Raw genomic sequence first — 19443 nt, 5'->3', positions numbered from 1 at the left:
GTGAACGCCCGACGGCCGGGCCGGACGCCGTGCGCCGCCACCGGCCGGTCACGGTGGGCGAACGACCGGTGACCCGGGGGGCGCGCACGGCCGCGGACCGCGCCGGACGGGGACCCCCGGGAGGAAAGGCGGTGACGGGCCGGGCAGGCCCTCGCTAGCGTCCCGGCCGCAGCGTCGACGTCAGGGGTACGGGGACCCGCCACTCGCCGAGGAGACCGCCATGGGCAGGTCGTTCGCGTCCCGCGTCAGCCATCCGCGCCTGAAGTGGGTGGTCCTGGTGCTCTGGCTGGCGCTGGCCGCCGCCGCGGCGCCGCTGGCCGGGGGCCTCACCGACGAGCAGGAGAACGACATCGCGGCGTGGCTGCCGTCCGACGCGGAGTCGACCCGGGTGCTGGAGCTGCAGGCCGAGCTCGGGTCGGACCCGGACGTCATCCCGGCGGTCGTCGTCTACGAGCGACCCGGGGGGCTGACCGCCGACGACGCCGCGGCCGTCGAGGAGGACGTCCGGGCGTTCGGGCAGCTCGACGAGCTCAGCGGCCCCGTGGTGGGGCCGATCCCGTCCGAGGACGGGCAGGCGCTGCAGGTCGTCGTGCCGCTCGACGTGGGCCCGGAGGGCTGGGAGGCGATCGCGCCGATCGTCGAGGACCTCCGCGCCGAGGCCGGCGACGGTCCCGACGGGCTCGACGCCTATGTGACCGGTCCCGCCGGCAGCGCGGCGGACTCCTCGGAGGCCTTCGCGGGCATCGACGGGACGCTGCTCTTCGCGGCCCTCGGCGTGGTGATCGTCATCCTGCTGCTGACCTACCGCAGCCCCGTGCTGTGGGTCCTGCCGATCTTCTCGGCGGTGATCGCGCTCGTCTGCGCCCAGGCCGTGGTCTACCTGCTGGCCCGCTACGCCGACCTGACGGTCAACGCGCAGAGCGCCAGCATCCTCACCGTCCTGGTGGTCGGCGCCGGCACCGACTACGCGCTGCTGCTGGTGGCCCGCTACCGCGAGGAGCTGCGGCTGCACACCGACCGGCACGAGGCCATGACCGAGGCCGTGCACCGCGCGGGCCCGGCGGTCCTGGCCAGCGGCGGCACGGTGGTCCTCGGCATGCTCTGCCTGGTCGCCGCGGAGATGAACTCGACCGCCGGCCTCGGCCCGGTCGCCGCGATCGGCGTCGCGGTCACCCTCCTGGTGCTGATGACGCTGCTGCCGGCGCTGCTGGTGATCTGCGGCCGCTGGGTGTTCTGGCCGGTGCGGCCGACCTTCGGCAGCCCCGAGCCGAGCGCGACCGGGTGGTGGGCCCGGGTCGGGACGTGGATCCGGCCCCGGCCGCGCGCGACCTGGATCGTGACCAGCGTCCTGCTGCTGCTGGCCTGCCTCGCGGTGTTCCGACTCGACCCCAGCGGGCTGACCCAGGCGGAGGGCTTCCGGGGGACGCCCGAGTCGATCCAGGGCGAGGAGGTGGCGGCCCGGCACTTCCCGGCCGTGGCCGGCAACCCCGTGACGGTGGTGACCTCCGCCGACTCCGCCGACGAGGTCGCCGCCGCCGTGGCGGCCGACGACGGCATCGCCGCGGTCGACCCGCCGCAGGTGGCCGGCGACACCGCGCTGGTCAGCGCCGCGCTGGCCGACCCCTACGACAGCGCCGCGGCCGCCGCGACCGTCGAGGACCTGCGGGTCGCGCTCGACGACGTCGGTGACGGCCAGGCGCTCGTCGGTGGGAACACCGCGCTCAACCTGGACGTGCAGAACGCCTCGCAGCGGGACAACCGCGTGGTCATCCCGCTGATCATGCTGGTGGTGCTCGCCGTCCTGGGCGTGCTGCTGCGGGCGGTGGTCGCGCCGCTGCTGCTCATCGCCACGGTGGTGCTGTCCTTCGGCGCCGCGCTCGGCCTCAGCGCCCTGGTCTTCGACTGGGTCCTCGGGGTGACCGCGACCGACAGCTCCTTCCCGCTGTTCGTCTTCGTGTTCCTCGTGGCCCTGGGCATCGACTACAACATCTTCCTGATGACCCGGGTGCGGGAGGAGGCCGCCGACCACGGCACCCGGCGGGCCGCGCTGGTCGGGCTGGCCGCCACCGGGGGCGTGATCACCTCGGCGGGGCTGGTGCTGGCGGCGACGTTCGCGGTGCTGGGCACCCTGCCGCTGACCTTCCTGACCCAGCTCGGCGTCGCCGTGGCCCTCGGCGTGCTGCTCGACACCATCGTGGTCCGGTCGGTCCTGGTCACCGCGCTGACCCTCGACGTCGGCCGGTGGATGTGGTGGCCGAGCCGGCTGGCCCACCGCCTCGACGACCCGGAGCTGCCGCCGGGCGAGCCGGTGCCGACGACGGCCGCGGTCGGGTCCGCGGTGCCGGCGCCGAGGTCGGTCCCCGACGGCCCGGCGGCCGTCAGCCCCGGCTCCCCCGGAGGGCCGCCAGCGTCCGGTGGATCCCCTGGGGGTACGGGGTCGGGCTGAGACCGAACGCCCGTTCCGCGCGGCTGCCGTCGACGACGAACGGCTGCTCGAACTGATAGGCCATCCCGGCGACCTCAGCGGCGAGCGGGTGGACCCGGCCCAGCAGGTGCAGCCGTGCGCCGGGGTGGGCCACGAGCCGCAGCATGGTGCCCGCCTGCCGGCACGCCTCGGCCGCCAGCGCCCGGCCGGTGGTCACCCCGGGGTGGGGCACGTGCCAGACCCCCGCGTCGGAGGTGTCGCGCGTGCCGGCGGCGGCCAGGGTCGCGGCGAAGTCGTCGACGTAGGTGGGGGTCAGGGGCAGGTCGGGGTCCCCGACCCACTGCACGGGCAGCCCCAGCCGCGCCGCGCGGAACAGGTTGCCGGCGACCAGCGACCGGACCCCGGGCCCGTAGAGCTCCCCGGCCCGCACGCTGCTCACCGGCAGGCGCCCGGCCGCCGCGGCGTGCAGGACGCGCTCGGCGACCCACGCGCGGAGCACGCCCTTGGCGCTGACCGGCCGCCACGCGGTGTCCTCGGTCATCGGCCCGTCGACGCGCCCGTACATCCACGTGTCGTCGGCGTACACCAGCCGTGCGCCGACGCGGGACGCGGCGTCGAGCAGGGCGTCGGTCACCACGGGGAGGTCGTCGGCCCAGCGGGCGAGCACCGGCAGGACGCAGTGGTAGACGGCGACCGCGCCGCGGCAGGCGGCCGCCAGGCCCGCGAAGTCGGCGGCGTCGGCCGCCGCGGTCTCCACCCCGGGGGTGCCGACGTCGCGCCCGTCGCGGGTGACCGCCCGCACGCGGTGACCGGCGGCGTGCAGGTGCGCGACCAGCCGCCGGCCGGTCACTCCCCCGGCTCCCACGACGGCGTGCACGCCGGAGCCGTCGGCCGGCGCCGGTGGCCCGGCCGGGGTCGGTGGGGGGACGTCCATCGGCTTCCTCCGGGTGACGTCGGCCGCGCGGCGGCGCGGCTGCCCGGGGGCCCGACCGGTGGCGTGGACGACGGTGGCGTGGAGGTGCGGACCGTAGCCTGGGGATCCGGTCCCACGGTCCCGGGAGGACAGCACCGCATGCCCTTCGCGTCGCGCCGCCGCCGCTCGCCCGACGACGTCCCGTCCGTCCGGCCGTGGACCGAGCGGGTGCCGACCCGCCGCACGCCCCGGCCGGTCGCCGAGGACGGGCCGCTGCCGCCGTACGGCGCCCCGGGGGCGCCTCCGCCCGCACCGTGGGGCGCGCCGCCGCCACCAGGGGCGTGGCCGCCGCCCGGGCCTCCGCCGGGAGCGCAGCCGCCGCCCGGACGGGGCCGTCCGGACTCCCGGCGGCGCGGGGACGAGCGCCCGCCGCCGGACGCCGACAGGCGCCTCCGGCGCCGCCGGGTGCGGCGCCGCGTCGTCCGGGGCCTGGTCGTGGCCTTCGTGCTGCACCTGCTCGTGCTGGTGTCGCTGCGCTGGGTCGACCCGCCGACGACGGCGTTCATGCTGGCCAACGACCAGGGCGCCGTCCAGCAGTCGGTGCCCGTGGAGCACGTGTCCCGCAACTTCCTCGCCGCCGTCATCGCGCACGAGGACCAGGCGCTGCCCTACCGCGACGGCGCGTTCACCTGGGACGAGCTCTCCGGCCGGGCCGAGGCGCGGCTGCGCGGCGAGGAGGACCCCTCGGGGTCGACCATCCCGCAGCAGGTGGCCAAGAACCTCTTCCTCAACCAGTCGATGAGCATCTGGCGCAAGGCGGTCGAGGCCGGCCTGTCGGCGGAGCTGGCGCTGGTGGTCGACGACCGCCGCATGCTCGAGCTCTACGTCAACTACGCCCAGCTCGGCCCGCAGGTCTACGGCATCTGCTCGGCCAGCTGGTACTACTTCGACACCCCGCCCTCGACGCTGAGCGTCGACCAGGCGGTGCAGCTGGTCGGGCTGCTGCCCTCCCCCGGACACGTGCAACGTGCGCCCGGCGGCGGGCTGGACTTCGACGTGGCCGACGGCCTCGGCTGGCTGTCGCGGTCGCACGTCGTCAACGCGCAGAACCGGGTGCCGCGGCACATCGAGCAGAAGGGCTTCACCCCCGTCGAGGACGCCGGCGTCGAGGGCCTCGCGCAGGACCAGCCCGACACCGACGACGACTGCTCGGAGATGCCCGAGGAGGTCGCCGAGCTGATCGCGGAGCAGGGCACCGGCTGAGCACCGGGCGGGCACCGGGCGCTGCGCGCGGTGCCCCCGTGGTCACGCGTGCAGCGCCGTCCAGAACGCCGCCCGGACGCCCCCGGCTCCCCAGGCGTTGGGCTCGATGAGGCTGCAGAACCACAGGTCCCGCGCGGCGGGCCGGGCGTCGGGCCGGGTCGGGTCCCCCGCGCGCAGTCCGTGACCGGTGAAGGTCCCGGCGACGTCGGCCACCGCGGCGCCGTGCCGCTCGGCGGCGCCGCGCAGCACCCGGTTGAGCTCGCCGATCACCCCGACCGCGTCCGGCCAGGGCGGCAACCCCAGCCGGACGGCGTCGCCCGTGCCGTCGCTCGGGTCGTAGACGGTGCCGACGACGACGCGGCCACCGGGCGCCAGCAGGCCGGTGATCCCGTCCAGGGCGACGTCGACGGCGGCCCCGACGCGGGCGACGACCTCCCGGGCCGCGTCGGTGTCGCCGTACGCGCCCAGCAGGTCGTTGCCGCCGATCGTCAGGGTGACCAGGGTGGGCCGGTGCGGCAGCGCCCGCAGCCGGGGGAGCTGGGCGCGCAGCAGGGTGTCGGTGGTCGCCCCGTCGGTGGCGAGCAGGGCGAAGACGGTGGTGGGGTCCAGGCCCAGGAGGTCGCGGCCGCGCCAGTCGGGGAAGTCGTCGTCGCGGTTGCGGAACAGCAGGCTCGCCCCGCCCCGGCCGGGACCGCCGGCGTACTCGTCGATCGAGATCGAGTCGCCGAGGGCGGCGTAGCACGGCGGCGCGGCGGTCGTCACGCCCCCATCCTGCGGGCTGGTCCGGAGCGCCACCTCCGGCCGGGCGCTCTAGGGTTCCGCGTGGACTTCGCCGACCTGCGCCGGCCGTTCGTCATCGCCCACCGCGGCGGGGCGCTGCAGGCACCCGAGCACACGCTGGAGGCCTACCGCGTCGCGGTGGGCCAGGGCCTGCCGGTCATCGAGCAGGACGTGCACGTGCTCGCCGACGGAGGCCTCGGCGTCATGCACGACGGCACGGTCGACCGCATGACCACCTCCAGCGGGAACGTCGCCGACCACACCTCGGTGTCCTGGAAGCAGCTCGACGTCGACGCCTCGACGACCCTGGGCGGCGGCTGGCCCGACGGACTGCGCCCGCCGCTGTTCGACGAGGTGCTCACCGAGTTCGGCGACCGCGTGCTGCTGTGCCCCGAGGCCAAGGGCGCCGGCTCGATGGCGCCGGTGATCGCGGCGCTCGACCGGCGCGGCATCCGCCGGTCGTCGGTGCTGCTGCAGTCCTTCTCGCTCGCCGACTGCCGGCTCGCCCGCTCGCGAGGCTGGGACGTCGTCTGGCTCGGGACCACCGACGTCGACCGGGCCGCCGCCGAGGGCATCGGCTGGATCGGGCCGGCGGCCCGCCAGGTCACCGCGGCGCTGTGCGAGCGCGCGCACGCGGCCGGCATCGAGGTGGCCTGCCACACCGTCGACCGCCGGTACCAGCGGGACGCCCTCGTCGCGGCCGGCGTCGACGCGCTCTTCTCCGACGACCCGGTGTACCTCGCCGGGGACGCCGCACGGCGCACGACGGACCTGTTCGCCCACGGGGTCTGGCTGCCGGGGATGCAGCCCGACACCGACCGCGGCCGGTTCTCCCCCGACGACGCCTCGTGGGGCTGCGGCGCCCCCGGCGCGGCCACGTCCACGCTGATGGGGTTCCTGGCGCCGCCGGACCCGGCCGCGTTCACGCTCTCCCTCGACCTCCGGCTGGTCGAGCGCCATCCCGGGCCCGGCCCGTGCGGGGCGTCGGTCCTGCTGGCCACCGACGACTCCCCCTACCTGCCACCGGGTCCCTCGCCCGGTGCCGACGGCTACCTCGTCCTGCTGCGCGCCGACGGCGGCCTGGAGGTCTCCCGGGTCGCCGACGGCGTCGCCACGCCGCTGGCGTCCGCGGCCGGTGGTGGGCCGCTGCCGGCCATCGACCCCGTCCCGCTCACCGTGACCGTCACCGGCGCGCGGCTCGTCGCCCGGGTGGGCCCGACGGGTGCGACCGTGGCCGTCGACGACGCCGCCGTCCGGCCGGTGCCCGTCGTGCACCTCGGCAGCGTGTCGGCCGGGGTCCGCTACCAGCACGTGGAGGTCCGGTGACCGACCCGTTCCCCGACCCGTTCCCCGTCCCGCCCCCGGAGCGGCTCCCCGGCCACGGCCCGGCCGACCCGGACGGCTACCTGGTCGAGGAGACCGCCGACGGCTACCGCTGGACCTGCCGCGCGGACGGCCGCACCGCCGGGCCGTTCCCCAGCCGCGCGGCCGCCGTCGTCTCCGCCGTCGCCGACCGCAGCTGGTGAGCCGCGCCGGCGGGGCGGCGGGCTCCGTCCGGCGATCGGCCAGCCGGCAGGCGACCGCGAGCAGCGCCAGTCCGGCGACGACGGGCCAGGGGTGGACGACGTGTCGGGGGCCGGCAGCCCGGGCGCCGAGGCCGAGCCGGTCACCGGTGCACGTACACCCGTCCGGGCTCCAGGTCGGGCCCGAGCAGCTCCGGCACCGTCACCAGCGTGTAGCCCGCCGCCCGCAGCGCGTCGACGATGCCGGGCACCGCCTGCACCGTGCTCGGGTGGATGTCGTGCAGCAGCACGATCGCGCCGGGGTGGACGCCGTCCAGAACCCGCTGCGTGGTGGTCGCGACGTCGCGGTTCAGCCAGTCCTGCGGGTCGACGTCCCACGCGATCTGGGCGAGGCCGCGCTGCGCCGTCACCGACGCGACCGTGGCGTCGGTGGCCCCGTACGGAGGGCGCATCAGGTCGGTGGTCACGCCCAGGTCGGCCAGCACCGCGGTGGTCCGGTCGAGCTGGGCGGCGACCGCGGCGGCGCCGACGTCGGGCAGCCGCGGGTGGGACCAGCTGTGGTTGCCGACGGCGTGGCCGTCGGCGAGCGCCTGCCGGACGAGGTCGGGCTCGGCGGCGGCGGCCTGCCCGACGACGAAGAAGGTGGCGCGGGCGCCGGCCGCGCGCAGGTCCCGCAGGAGCTGCGCGGTGTAGGAGCCGGGGCCGTCGTCGAAGGTGAGCGCGACGCACGCCAGCACGGCACAGTCGACGGCCTGACCGGGCGGCGGTGACGCCGGAGCGGGCGCCGGGACCTCGGGCGCCGGGACCTCGGGCGCCGGGACCTCGGGCGCCGGGACCTCGGGCGCCGGGACCGGCGGTGCCGGGGGTTGCGGCGCCGGCACCTCCGGCGCCGGGGGTTGCGGCGCCGGGCTCTCCGGCGCCGGGCTCTCCGCTGCCGGAGCGGGCGCCGGCGGGACGCCGGTGAAGGGGGCGGCCGCGACGGCCGCCTGCCGCACCGCGCGGCCGGCGTCGGTGAGGACGCCCTCGACCACGTGGGGGGCGAACCGCACGGCGACGTCGCCGAAGGGCTCGGCCCGGCCGTCGCCGAGCCCCACCACGGCGGTGACCGACCCGTCCGCGCCGAAGCGCAGGTCCGCCAGCGCGGCCGCGCTGCCGAGCAGCTCGTGCCCCAGGCCCGCCCGGCGGACCGCGTCGGTGAACCAGGCGAAGGTGAGGTCGGGATCGGCGACCAGGTCGGGCGAGGTCCAGACGGCCCCGGACACGACGTCGGCGTAGACGCCGGTCGTGGCGGTCTCCGCGGGGAGGCCGCCGGTCCGGGTGCGCACGGCGACCGAGGTCCCGAGGACGCTGCCGGTGGCGAGCACGGGCGTCACCCCGACCGTCAGCTCGTTCCACGAGCCGGCGACCAGCCGGTCCTCGTACCGCTGCACGCCCTCGGCGACCAGGTCGCCGAGCGCCCGGTCGAGCGGCGGCACACCGGGCACCGACACGGTGGCGACCTGCCGGTGGTCCTCGGGCGTCCGGGTGCCCGCCTCGTGCACGGCCAGCCCCGCGACCGCGACCGGGTCCAGCGCCGGCGGCGGCGCGACCACCGCCGCGGGCGGCGTGACACCGGCCGGGGCGGCCGGCCCGGCGTCGGCCTCGGCCTGGGCCTCGGCGTCGGCCTGGGCCTCGGCGTCGGCGACCGCGCCCACGGCCTCCGCGCCCACGGTCAGCACCCGGTCCGGCCCGTAGACGCCGCAGGCAGCCAGCAGGAGCACCGCGGTCACGAGTGGCACGGCCCGCCCGGGGCTCACCATCGCGCGGCCGGCCGCCCTCCGGCGCCGGGTCGCGCCGGAGGGCGGGAGTGCTCGGAGGAGGGGCTGGACGGAGGACGCCGGTCGGCAGGTGGCGGCACTGCCACCGCAGGCTGGTGCAAGGACGGTCTCCCTCCGCGGCTCCGCTCCCTCGACCCGGTGGCCGACGGCACCACGCTCGGGGGAGCCGCTCCAATCCCGCTCCAACGGCGCGGCGGGACCGCCCGCGAGCCCACCGCCGGGGGTCGTCGGCCGGCCCCGTCGCCCCGCTCCCCCGGCGCCGGGTCACCGGACGGGACCACCCGTTCAGGTCCTCTCCGTCTCGTAACCCCTACCGGCGCGGGCGGGGATGCGGTACGCACTGTCCCGTCAGGGTCGTCACGCACGGTGGTCGGTCGACCCGGCGGCGCAGTCGCGCAGCCGGATCCGGTCACCGTGGATCGCGGGCACGGGGGAAGCACGCGAGGAGGACGTTCGTGGGCGGAGCCAGTTCCCCCCTGCTGTCGTTCCGTGACCTCGGCCCGCTCGAGGTCCGGCGCGCGGGGGTCCCGGTCGCCCTGGGCGGTGCGCGGCTCACCGCGGCGCTGTCGCTGCTGCTGGTCCACGCCGGCCGGCACGTCAGCGTCGACGCGCTGACCCAGGCCGTGTGGGGCGAGGAGTCCCCGGCCCGCTCGTCGTCGACGCTGGACTCGCACGTGTGGCGGCTGCGCCGGGCGCTCGAGCCCGACCGTGCGCCGGGGGTGCCGTCGGAGGTGCTGGTCCGCGAGCCCGGCGGGTACCGGCTGGTGGTCGACCCGGAGACCGTCGACTCCCGGCGGTTCACCCGCCTGGCCGGCGAGGCGCGGACACTGCTGTCCTCCGGCCGGGCGGAGGAGGCCTGCCGGGCCGCCGAGGAGGCGCTGGCCCTGTGGCGCGGCCGCCCCTACCCCACCGTCGCCGACGCGCCGTGGGCCACCGCCGGCGTCGCCCACCTCACGGAGGTGCGCGACCAGGCGCGCGAGGTGCTGGCCGAGGCCCTCCTCGCCAGCGGCGCGCCGGAGCGGGCGCTGCTGGAGCTCGGACCGCCCCTGGCCGAGGCGCCGCTGCGGGAACGGCTGTGGGCGCTGCGGATGCTGGCCCAGCACCGCCTCGGGCGCCCGGAGGAGGCCCTGCGCAGCTACCGGCAGGCCCGGGCGGTGTTCCTCGACGAGCTGGGCCTGGAGCCCGGCCCCGACCTGCGCGAGCTGCAGCGCCGCATCCTCGCCGGGGACCCGGCGCGGACCGGCCGGGCCGCGCCGCCGTCCCCGCCACCGGCCGCACCACCGCCTGCCGCACCACCGGCCGCCGGACCGCCGCCCGCCGCACCACCGCCCGCCGAGGCCGGCCCGCAGCCGGTGGACGGCGACCCGCCGCAGCCGGCACCACCCGCGGACCTCCAGCAGGAGCCGGCCGAGCCGCCCGAGGTCGACGACGACCCCGCCGGGCCGTTGCGCCCGCCGCCGCGGCCCGGCGGTGACGACGCCACGCACCCGCCCCCGAGTGGCCACGCGCGCGACCGGCGCTCCTCCGCCGACCGGTCCGACCGGGGTCCGCCGCGCACGACGGGCGCCGCCGCGCCCACCGGCACGCGCCGTGGCCCCACCCGGCCCGGCGTGCGGCCGCCTCCTGCCGGGACGCGGCCGCGGTGGTGGTCCGGTCCCCGACGGTGACCCGACGGGCTCCCCGTCCCGTCCCTCCGGCCGGCGGCACGCCGGAGGTCCCGCGGTCCGGGACCGCGGGACCTCCTCGCTGCCGTTTCCGTGCCCGCGGTCAGCCCGCCGGGCGGCGACGCGGCCGCACCAGGACCACGGCGACGGTGGTGAGCAGCGCGCCGGCGCCGAGCGACGCCCAGCCGATGCCGCCGAGGGCCGGCGCCTCGACCCCGATGCGCGCGTCGACGTAGACGCCCGGTCCGCCGTCGGCGTTCATCACGACAAACACCCAGTCGCCGTCCGCCGGGTCCCACGTGACCTCGACGCCGTCGCGGCCGGTGGCCTCCGCGATCCAGAAGTCCTGCGCGGTGGGCGGCCCCGGCGGCTCCCCTCCGGGCAGGTCGTCGTCGCCGTCCGCGGGTCCGCCGAAGCCCAGGCCGTCGACGTGGGTCCGCCGGACGTCGCCGAGGTAGGCCGCCGCGTCCGCCGCCGTCGCGATGCCGACGAAGACGTCGCGGGAGCCCGTGCCGGTCACCTCGACGCGCGCCGTGCCGAGGGTCTCGGGCAGCGGCAGCCACCGTGGCCCGGCGGCGAGGTCGATGCGGTCGCTGACCAGGGCGTGCCCGGTACTGGTGAACGCCTCCTCCGGCGAGGACACGAAGCCGTCGGAGCGCTCCTGGCCGTGCGCCCACACCAGCGCTCCTCCCCCGACGAGCAGGGCCACGCCGGGCAGCAGGAGCAGGACGCCGAGCACGAGGGCGAGGACGCGGCGGGCGCGCGTCCGGCGCGGGCGCACCGGCCAGGGTGGCGGAGGCGGCCACGCCTGCGGCGCGGGCCATCCGGGTGCGGGGGTGCGGGCGGTGGTGGACACGGGGACCTCCGGGGGTGGGGACGGGTCGGGCTGCGTGCGGGTCGACCCTGCGCCCCGGCCACCCCCCGCGAGGAGCCCCGAGCGGTGGGTCCCCGGCCCTCGGCCGGGTGGTCCGCCCCGGCCCGGCGCCACCCCGCCGGACGGCGCTCCTCCCTCGCGCGAGGGAGGCGGGCGACTCACGAGGGTGTCGCCTCGCGACCCTCCCCGGCGGCACGATGGGACGTGTCGCCCTCGGCGTCCCCGACCGCACCCCGCCGGCCCGCGCGGTGGGCCCCCGCCCGCGTGGACGTGGCGCTGGCCGTCGTCCTGGCGGTGGCCTCGGTCGGTCTCGCGCTGGCCGTGCCGGCCGAGGCCCCCTACGAGCCGCGCGACGCGGTCACGCTCGTCGCCGCGGCCGCCGGACCCCTGGCGCTGGTCTGCCGCCAGACCGCGCCGCTGCTCGCCCAGGCCGGGGCCAGCGCGGCCATCGTCGTGACGGCGGCGGCCGGGTCGCCGATCGACCTGCTCGCCTGGCCGGCCTGGTTCGCCCTCTTCACCTGCTTCGCCGTCGGCGGCACCCGCCTGCGGATCGCGGCCACCGCCGTCGCCGCGCTGGGCGTCGCCGGGTTCGTGGCCCTCGACCACGGCGACCCCGTCTCGGCGCTCCCCTCGATCGTCGCCAGCTTCCTCGTCGCGACGGTCGCCGGGGCGCTGAGCAGCCGGCGCACCCGCGCCGTGGCGGCCGAGGCCGCCCGGGCCGCCGATAGCCGCCGGGAGGCCCTCGAGGCGGAGCGGCTGCTGATGCAGGAGCGGGGGCGGCTGGCCCGCGAGCTGCACGACTCGCTGGGCCACACGGTCAACGTCATGGTCCTGCAGGCGGGGGTGGGCCGCCGCGTGTTCGCCGACAACCCCACCTACGCGCAGGAGGCGCTGACCTCGATCGAGACGGCGGGGCGGGCGGCGCTCGACGAGCTCAGCCGCCTGCTGCGCGTGCTGCAGCCCGACGAGGGCGCGGCCGACCCGTTCGCGCCGACGACGACCGACCTCGAGGAGATGGTGGGCCGCGTCCGGGCGACCGGGCGGTCGGTGGAGCTGCGCACCGACGGCGCCGAGCTGCCCGCGGGGGTGGCCCGCGCGGTGTACCGCATCGTGCAGGAGGCACTGACCAACGCCGTCCGCCACACCCCCGATGGCCGGATCCGGGTCGAGGTCCGCACGACGGGCTCCCGGGTGCTGGTGGAGGTGCTCAACGAGTGCGACAGCCCGGTCGACCCGGTGCCCGGACACGGGCTGGTGAACATGCGCGAGCGCGCCCGGCTGGAGGGCGGCGAGCTCGAGGCGGTGCCGGTCCCCGGCGGCTTCCGGGTGCGCGCGGTGCTGCCCGTGGACGCGACGGTGGCCTCGTGATCCGGGTCCTGCTCGCCGACGACGACGTCCTGGTCCGCAGCGGCCTGCGGGCGCTGCTCGACGCCGAGGAGGACATCACCGTTGTGGGCGAGGCCGCCGACGGGCGCCAGGCCGTCGAGCGGGCCCGCGCGCTGGCCCCCGACGTGGTGGTCATGGACGTCCGGATGCCGGCGCTGGACGGGGTCCGCGCCACCCGCGAGATCGTGTCCTGGCCGCGGCGGCCCCGGGTGCTGGTGCTCACCACCTTCGACCTGGACGAGGTCGTCGACGACGCGCTGGACGCGGGCGCGGACGGCTTCCTGCTCAAGCGGGCCACCCCGGAGCAGCTCATCGACGGCATCCGGACGGTGGTGGCCGGTGACGCCCTGGTCGCCCCGGCCGTGACCCGGCGGCTGCTGGCGGCCTACGCCGCCCGGCGGGCGCCCGACCGGGAGCAGCTGCGGCGGGCGGCGCACCTCACCGACCGGGAGGCCGACGTGCTGCGCGCCCTCGCCGACGGGCTCTCCAACGCCGAGATCGCCCGGGTCGTGTGGCTCTCCCCCGAGACGGTCAAGACGCACGTCAAGTCGATCCTGGCCAAGCTCGGCGTGCGGGACCGCACGCAGGCGGTCGTGTGGGCCCACCGCACCGGCTTCGCCGGCACCCCCGCCCGCGACCGCGACGCGCCGCGCTAGGCCGGCTGGGCGCCGGCCCGGCCGGCCGCCTCCTCCTGCCGGGTGGCGGCCGACGTGGTGGTGATCCAGTCGTCGATGGTCTCCCACCAGTGGTAGAGCCAGTCGGTCAGCTCCGCCTCCTCGCGGGGCACCTCGGCGGCGGGGATGAACCACCACCGCAGGTGCAGCGTCTTGTCCATGGGCAGGCCCCGCCACACGTCCCGCACCGTGCTCAGGTGCTCCAGCCCGGTGTGCGCCACCAGCACGACGTCGGCGTGCGGGGCCGCCTGCAGCGCCGCCACCACCCCGCCCGGGCGCGGCGGGAGCAGGTGCCGCATCCCCTCGGCGCGCTGCACCGCCGCCAGCAGCCCGCGGTCGCGCAGCCGCTGCAGCGCCCGGACCTTGCGCTGCGGGGTGAAGTTCGCGCCCTCCGGGAAGATCAGCAGCGCGTCCTCCTCGCCCAGGTCGCGGGCGAGGTCGGCGATCGCCGTCTCGGAGCCCGCGCCGCCCGCGCCCGCGGAGACGAAGTGGTTGGGCAGCCGGTTGAGGTAGACGTCGATCAGCGGGTCCAGCTGCAGCACGTCCTTGAGCACGATCCGCGGCCGGCGCAGGTGGTCGCGGTTCATCAGCGTGTGCACGAGCAGGAACGAGTCCCCCGGGCCGGCGTGCCGCGACAGCACCACCATCGCGTTGGTGGAGCCGGGCACCCCGTCGTCCAGCGGCGACCAGGACTCGCCGTCGGTGACCAGCCGCAGGGCGAACAGCCGCTGCGCCGCCCGCATGAGGCCGTCGAGCGCCAGCCGCAGCGCGGTGTAGTGCGCCGCCTGGACCCGGGGTGCGTGCAGCCGGCGGCCGAATCCCCCGGCCACCCACAGCAGTGCCGCGACCGCCTGGCCGGCCACCTCCAGCGCCAGGTACACCAGGCCGAAGGCCAGCAGCCGCAGCGCCCGCAGGCGGCCCGGCAGGAACACCGAGACGACCAGGGCCAGCACCAGCAGCACCGGCAGCAGGACGACGCCGGCGGCCAGCGCCGCGAGCAGCAGCGGGCCGGTGACCCGGCGCACCCGGCGGGAGGGCAGCACCTCAGACCACCCCGCCCGGGCCCGCGGCGATCCGGTCGAGGTGCTCGGCGGCGGCGTCGCGGGCCTGGTCGATGCGCGCGGCGACGCCGGAGAAGTCGCGGTAGCGCAGGTTGGCCGCGCCCGGCGGGGCCGGGTCCCCCGCGGGCAGCACGTGCACCGTGACCCCCGGCGGGAGCGCGGCGAGGTCGGCGGCGTACCGGTGCCGGCGGGCGATCTCGAAGGCGACCGTGGCGACCTCCCAGGGCCGCGTCGGCGGGGTCAGCGGACGGTCGATCCGGCCGACCTGCAGCACGTAGACGGTGTCGGCGCCCAGCGCGACCGCCCGGCCGACCGGGATGCTGTGCACCAGCCCGCCGTCGAGGTAGTGCTCCCCGTCGATCTCCACCGCCGGCAGCAGCCCGGGGACGGCGCACGAGGCGAGCACCGCGGCGACCAGGTCGCCGTCGGTGAACCAGTGCTCGGCGGCCTGCTCGATGCTGGCCGCGACGCACTGGAACGGGACGCGCAGCCCGGCGAAGGCCCGCACCGGCAGGTGCGCCTCGAGCAGGTCGCGCAGCGGCTCGCGGGGGTGCAGGTGCGTGCGGGTGCGCACCAGGGTGCCGACCCGGCGCAGCACCGACCCGGCGAACACCTGCCGCGAGGCCAGCTCCGCCCAGACTCCGCGCAGCCGCACGACCGCCCCCGGCGTGGGGTCGGCGGCGACGAACGCCCCGTTGATCGCTCCCACCGACGTCCCCACGACCAGGTCCGGGCGGACGCCGCGCTCGAAGAGGGCCTGCAGCATCCCGACCTCGGCCGCGCCGAGCACTCCCCCGCCGCCGAGGACGAACGCCGTCCCGCCGCGTCCGGCCGGGCCCCCTGGGTCCGCCATGCCCGCATCGTGCCAGCCGCCCTCCGCGGCGGAGCGCCCGCCCGCGGTCAGTTCTCCGGCTCGTGCAGCGGACCGCCGCCGACCACCACCGGGCCCGCGCCCGAGCCCCACTGCCAGTCGCGGATCTCGGGCAGGTCCTCCCCGTGGGTGCGGATGTAGCGGCGGTGCTCGATGAGCTGGTTGGTGAGCCGGTCGCGCAGGTGGGCGCCGCGGGCCCGCAGCCGGGGCACCCGGTCGATGACGGCGATGGCGAGGTCGTAGCGGTCGATGCCGTTGACGACGCACATGTCGAACGGCGTGGTGGTGGTGCCCTCCTCCACGTACCCGCGCACGTGCAGGTTCTCGTGGTTGGCCCGGCGGTAGGTCAGCCGGTGGATCAGCCACGGGTAGCCGTGGTAGGCGAACACGACCGGCTTGTCGGTGGTGAAGTACGAGTCGAACTCGGCGTCGGAGAGCCCGTGCGGGTGCTCGCGGTCGTCCTGCAACCGCATCAGGTCGACGACGTTGACCACGCGGACCCGCAGGTCGGGAAAGGCGCCCCGGAGGATCTCGGCGGCCGCCAGGGTCTCCATGGTCGGCACGTCCCCCGCGCAGCCGAGCACGACGTCGGGCTCGGCGCCGCCGTCGGTGCTGGCCCACTCCCAGATGCCGATGCCCTTGGTGCAGTGCTCCACCGCCCGGTCCATGTCCAGGTACTGCAGCGCGGGCTGCTTGCCCGCCACGATGACGTTGACGTACTGCCGGGTGCGCAGGCAGTGGTCGGCCACCGACAGCAGCGTGTTCGCGTCCGGCGGCAGGTAGACCCGGATGACGTCGGCCTTCTTGTTGACCACGTGGTCGATGAAGCCGGGGTCCTGGTGCGAGAAGCCGTTGTGGTCCTGGCGCCAGACGTGCGAGGTGAGCAGGTAGTTCAACGAGGCGATCGGCCGCCGCCAGGGGATGCCGTTGGTGGTCTTCAGCCACTTGGCGTGCTGGTTGAACATCGAGTCGACGACGTGGATGAAGGCCTCGTAGCAGGAGAAGAAGCCGTGCCGGCCGGTGAGCAGGTAGCCCTCCAGCCAGCCCTGGCACAGGTGCTCGGAGAGCACCTCCATGACCCGGCCGTCGGGGGCGAGGTGGTCGTCGTCGGGCTCGCGCCGCGCCACCCACGTCCGGTCGGTGGCCTCCAGGACGGCGCTGAGCCGGTTGGAGTTGTTCTCGTCGGGGGCGAAGACGCGGAAGGTCTCGGGGTTGCGGCGCATGACGTCGCGCAGGAACTCCCCGAGCACCCGGGTGGCCTCCACGGCGCCGGTGCCGGGCTCGGGCACGGGCACGGCGTAGTCGGCGAAGTCGGGCAGCCGCAGCGGCCGCAGGAGCAGGCCGCCGTTGCTGTGCGGGTTGGCGCTCATCCGCCGCGGGCCCTCGGGGTGCAGGTCGCGCACGGCCGGCACGGGCGCGCCGTCGTCGTCGAAGAGCTCCTCGGGGCGGTAGCTGCGCAGCCACTGCTCGAGGACCCGCCGGTGGCCCTCGTCCTCGCGGGCGTTGGCGAAGGGCACCTGGTGGGAGCGCCACGAGCCCTCGACCCGGTGCCCGTCGACCTCGGCCGGGCCGGTCCAGCCCTTCGGCGAGCGCAGCACGATCACCGGCCAGCGCGGCCGCTCCGTGACGCCGTCCTGCCGGGCCCGGCGCTGGATCTCGGCGATCTCGTCGAGGCAGCGGTCGAGGACGGCGGCGAACTGCTGGTGCATCACCGCGGGGTCGTCGCCCTCGACCACGTACGGCGTGTGCCCGTAGCCGCGCAGCAGGTCGGTGAGCTCGTCGGGCTCGATGCGGGCCAGCACCGTCGGGTTGGCGATCTTGTAGCCGTTGAGGTGCAGGATGGGCAGCACGGCGCCGTCACGCGCCGGGTCGACGAACTTGGTGGTGTGCCAACTGGCGGCCAGCGGCCCGGTCTCGGCCTCGCCGTCGCCGACGACGGCCGCGACCACCAGGTCGGGGTTGTCGAAGGCGGCGCCGTAGGCGTGCACCAGGGCATAGCCGAGCTCGCCGCCCTCGTGGATGGAGCCGGGGGTCTCCGGTGCGACGTGGCTGGGGATCCCGCCGGGGAAGCTGAACTGCGTGAACAGCCGCTTCATCCCGGGCGCGTCCTGCGAGACGTCCGGGTAGACCTCGCTGTACGTGCCCTCCAGCCACGCCGCGGCGACCGGGCCCGGCCCGCCGTGCCCGGGCCCCATCACGTACATGCAGTCGAGGTCCCGGGCGGCGATCGCCCGGTTGAGGTGGGCGTAGACGAAGTTCAGTCCCGGCGTCGTGCCCCAGTGGCCCAGCAGCCGCGGCTTGACGTGCTCCGGGCGCAGCGGCTCGCGCAGCAGCGGGTTGTCCATGAGGTAGATCTGGCCGACCGAGAGGTAGTTGGCCGCGCGCCACCAGGCGTGGATGCGGTCGAGCTCCTCGGGGCCCAGCGGGCCGGCGGGGTCTGGGCTGCCCTGCGCGGTCGTCTCCTCGCGCGTCCTGGTGTCGGTCACCGGCGTCGTCCTCTCGGGGCCTCTCGTCGCGGCTGACGTCCCCAGCCTGGGGGATGCGGCGGACGGACGCGACCGTCCCGGTACCACGGGCCAGGACAACCGTACTCGTGTACGGTTCTTCTCGTACGTCCGTACCGTTCTGAGGAGCCTGTCGTGGCCTGGGTCCTGATCGTCGTCGCCGGCCTGTTCGAGACGGCGTTCGCCATCTCGCTCAAGCAGTCGGAGAACTTCAGCCGGCTGTGGTGGTCGGTCTCCTTCGTCGTCTGCGCCGTGGCCAGCTTCGCGCTGCTCTCCCTGGCGCTGCGCACGCTGCCCGTGGGCACCGCGTACGCCGTCTGGACCGGCATCGGCGCGGGCGGGACCGCCGTCGTCGGGATGCTGGCGTTCGGCGACCCGGTCACGGTGCTGCGGATCGTCGCGATCGTGCTCATCCTGGCCGGGGTGGTCGCGCTGCAGCTGGCGTCGTCGGCGGCGCACTGATGACGCGGCTGACGGCCAAGGGCGAGGCCCGGCGGGCCGCCGTCGTCGAGGCGGCGGCCCGGCTGGTGGCCGCCGGGGGGCCCGACCCGCTCACCCACCGTGCCGTCGTCGCCGGGTCCGGCATCCCGCTCGGCGTCACCACGTACTACTTCCCGGGCATCGACGAGCTGCGGGCCGCCGCGGTCGAGCACCTGCTGCGGGAGGAGCGGGATCGAGCGCAGGCGCTGGTCGCCGCCCTCCCCCGCCGGCCCCGGTCGGCCGCGGCCACCGCCCGCCACGTCGTCGACGTCGTGCTCGGCGGGCGGCGGGGGGACACGGAGCTGCTGGCCCTCTACGAGCGGTTCCTGGCCTGCGGCCGCCACCCGGGCCTGCGCCCGCTGCTCCGGGAGGCGCGCGCGGCCATCGACGCCCAGCTCACCGACCTGCTCGACCGGTGCGGCCGGCGGGGCGCCGACGTCGCCACGCTGGTCGCGCTGGTCGACGGCTCGGCGGTCTCGGCGCTCGTCGAGGGCGACGGGTCGGCGCGCCGGCGGGCCGAGGACGCCGTCGCCCGCGCCCTGGCCTGATCCCTCGCCTGATCGCGCGCGCCGACGCGAGTCCCGTCACTACGCTGGGGTCTCCGCAGCACCCGGGAGGTGAGGGGGCGGTCCGTGGAGCCCGAGGCCGAGGACGCCGTCGCCACGCTGGTCGCCCGGGCGCTGGCCGGCGACGCCGCCGCCTGGGACCGCCTCGTCGAGCGGTTCCTCCCCCTCGTCCTGTCGATCGTGCGCCGGCACCGCCTGCAGGACGCCGAGGCCCAGGACGTCGCCCAGACGGTGTGGCTGCGCCTGGTCGAGCACCTCGGGGCCATCCGGGAGCCGCGGGCGCTGCCCGGGTGGATCGCCACCACGACCCGCCACGAGTGCCACCACCTCAACGGCGGCCGCTGCGTGATCCCCTCCGCCGACCTCGACGAGCGGGGCCGGCCGGACGAGGACACCCCCGGCCCGGACGCCGAGCTGCTCGAGGGCGAGCGGCACGAGGCCCTGCTCGCCGCACTCGCCGAGCTGCCCGACCGGCAGCGGGCCCTCCTGCTGCTGCTCATCGAGGACCCGCCGCTGCCCTACGAGGAGATCGGCCGGCGCCTCGGCATGCCGATCGGCAGCATCGGCCCGACCCGGGCCCGGGCGATCGCGCGGATCCGCACCCACCGGGCGGTGCAGGCGCTGCTGGAGGTGTGAGCCCGC

General features: G+C 77.0%; 17 protein-coding genes. 10 read left to right on the top strand and 7 right to left on the bottom strand.

Going from position 1 to position 19443, the window contains the following annotated elements; genetic code table 11:
* Nucleotides 1-220 precede the first annotated feature (220 nt).
* Nucleotides 221-2446, top strand: coding sequence for an MMPL family transporter (locus tag ACI79V_RS11980; protein WP_456889494.1), 2226 nt, complete (start codon nucleotides 221-223; stop codon nucleotides 2444-2446).
* Here the strand turns inward: ACI79V_RS11980 and ACI79V_RS11975 are convergent.
* The gene (locus ACI79V_RS11975) at nucleotides 2379-3359 is read right to left on the bottom strand and encodes an NAD-dependent epimerase/dehydratase family protein (RefSeq protein ID WP_456889491.1); all 981 of its coding nucleotides are present in this window, start codon (nucleotides 3357-3359) and stop codon (nucleotides 2379-2381) included. The genes ACI79V_RS11980 and ACI79V_RS11975 overlap by 68 nt on opposite strands.
* A gap of 138 nt (nucleotides 3360-3497) precedes the next feature.
* On the opposite strand from ACI79V_RS11975, the gene ACI79V_RS11970 reads away from it, so the two are divergent.
* Nucleotides 3498-4601 (top strand): transglycosylase domain-containing protein, encoded by a 1104-nt coding sequence (locus ACI79V_RS11970; RefSeq protein ID WP_456889489.1) that lies wholly within the window; start codon nucleotides 3498-3500, stop codon nucleotides 4599-4601.
* A 42-nt stretch (nucleotides 4602-4643) separates the two neighbouring features.
* On the opposite strand, the gene ACI79V_RS11965 is transcribed toward ACI79V_RS11970, so the two are convergent.
* The gene (locus ACI79V_RS11965) at nucleotides 4644-5363 is read right to left on the bottom strand and encodes an SGNH/GDSL hydrolase family protein (protein ID WP_456889484.1); all 720 of its coding nucleotides are present in this window, start codon (nucleotides 5361-5363) and stop codon (nucleotides 4644-4646) included.
* A 60-nt stretch (nucleotides 5364-5423) separates the two neighbouring features.
* On the opposite strand from ACI79V_RS11965, the gene ACI79V_RS11960 reads away from it, so the two are divergent.
* Complete coding sequence (locus ACI79V_RS11960; RefSeq protein WP_456889482.1) at nucleotides 5424-6707, top strand: glycerophosphodiester phosphodiesterase; 1284 nt, start codon at nucleotides 5424-5426, stop codon at nucleotides 6705-6707.
* Nucleotides 6704-6907: a hypothetical protein gene (locus ACI79V_RS11955; protein WP_456889481.1), complete on the top strand. Its 204-nt coding sequence runs from the start codon at nucleotides 6704-6706 to the stop codon at nucleotides 6905-6907. Before ACI79V_RS11960 ends, ACI79V_RS11955 begins: the two co-directional genes overlap by 4 nt.
* A 140-nt stretch (nucleotides 6908-7047) precedes the next feature.
* Here ACI79V_RS11955 and ACI79V_RS11950 read toward each other — a convergent pair whose 3' ends face one another.
* Nucleotides 7048-8673, bottom strand: coding sequence for a polysaccharide deacetylase family protein (locus ACI79V_RS11950; protein ID WP_456889480.1), 1626 nt, complete (start codon nucleotides 8671-8673; stop codon nucleotides 7048-7050).
* A gap of 503 nt (nucleotides 8674-9176) precedes the next feature.
* Here ACI79V_RS11950 and ACI79V_RS11945 point away from each other — a divergent pair.
* Nucleotides 9177-10388: an AfsR/SARP family transcriptional regulator gene (locus ACI79V_RS11945; RefSeq protein ID WP_456889477.1), complete on the top strand. Its 1212-nt coding sequence runs from the start codon at nucleotides 9177-9179 to the stop codon at nucleotides 10386-10388.
* Between the two features lie 100 nt (nucleotides 10389-10488).
* Here ACI79V_RS11945 and ACI79V_RS11940 read toward each other — a convergent pair whose 3' ends face one another.
* Nucleotides 10489-11241: a hypothetical protein gene (locus ACI79V_RS11940; RefSeq protein WP_456889475.1), complete on the bottom strand. Its 753-nt coding sequence runs from the start codon at nucleotides 11239-11241 to the stop codon at nucleotides 10489-10491.
* A 282-nt stretch (nucleotides 11242-11523) separates the two neighbouring features.
* On the opposite strand from ACI79V_RS11940, the gene ACI79V_RS11935 reads away from it, so the two are divergent.
* Entirely contained in the window at nucleotides 11524-12627 is a 1104-nt protein-coding gene (locus ACI79V_RS11935) for a sensor histidine kinase (RefSeq protein ID WP_456889473.1), read from the top strand.
* Nucleotides 12624-13301, top strand: a complete 678-nt coding sequence (locus tag ACI79V_RS11930) for a response regulator (RefSeq protein ID WP_456876688.1) — start codon at nucleotides 12624-12626, stop codon at nucleotides 13299-13301. The genes ACI79V_RS11935 and ACI79V_RS11930 overlap by 4 nt, the downstream gene beginning before the upstream one ends.
* Here ACI79V_RS11930 and ACI79V_RS11925 read toward each other — a convergent pair.
* From ACI79V_RS11925 to ACI79V_RS11915, 3 genes are read right to left on the bottom strand one after another with little or no spacing between them, the layout of a single operon-like run.
* The gene (locus tag ACI79V_RS11925) at nucleotides 13298-14362 is read right to left on the bottom strand and encodes a lysophospholipid acyltransferase family protein (protein WP_456889471.1); all 1065 of its coding nucleotides are present in this window, start codon (nucleotides 14360-14362) and stop codon (nucleotides 13298-13300) included. The genes ACI79V_RS11930 and ACI79V_RS11925 overlap by 4 nt on opposite strands.
* 1 nt (nucleotide 14363) lies before the next feature.
* The gene (locus ACI79V_RS11920; RefSeq protein WP_456889469.1) at nucleotides 14364-15233 is read right to left on the bottom strand and encodes a patatin-like phospholipase family protein; all 870 of its coding nucleotides are present in this window, start codon (nucleotides 15231-15233) and stop codon (nucleotides 14364-14366) included.
* Between the two features lie 47 nt (nucleotides 15234-15280).
* Nucleotides 15281-17737, bottom strand: coding sequence for a phosphoketolase family protein (locus ACI79V_RS11915; protein ID WP_456889464.1), 2457 nt, complete (start codon nucleotides 17735-17737; stop codon nucleotides 15281-15283).
* Between the two features lie 153 nt (nucleotides 17738-17890).
* Here ACI79V_RS11915 and ACI79V_RS11910 point away from each other — a divergent pair, with 153 nt between their 5' ends.
* The 3 genes from ACI79V_RS11910 to ACI79V_RS11900 all read left to right on the top strand — a co-directional run bounded on the left by ACI79V_RS11910 (nucleotide 17891) and on the right by ACI79V_RS11900 (nucleotide 19437).
* Nucleotides 17891-18217 (top strand): DMT family transporter, encoded by a 327-nt coding sequence (locus ACI79V_RS11910; protein WP_456889463.1) that lies wholly within the window; start codon nucleotides 17891-17893, stop codon nucleotides 18215-18217.
* Entirely contained in the window at nucleotides 18217-18783 is a 567-nt protein-coding gene (locus ACI79V_RS11905) for a TetR/AcrR family transcriptional regulator (protein ID WP_456889460.1), read from the top strand. The genes ACI79V_RS11910 and ACI79V_RS11905 overlap by 1 nt, the downstream gene beginning before the upstream one ends.
* Nucleotides 18784-18867: 84 nt before the next feature.
* Nucleotides 18868-19437, top strand: coding sequence for an RNA polymerase sigma factor (locus ACI79V_RS11900; protein ID WP_456889458.1), 570 nt, complete (start codon nucleotides 18868-18870; stop codon nucleotides 19435-19437).
* The last annotated feature ends 6 nt before the right edge of the window (nucleotides 19438-19443 follow it).

This window comes from Geodermatophilus sp. SYSU D00700, from assembly GCF_054050255.1.
This window is presented reverse-complemented; position numbering and strand designations above follow the sequence as displayed.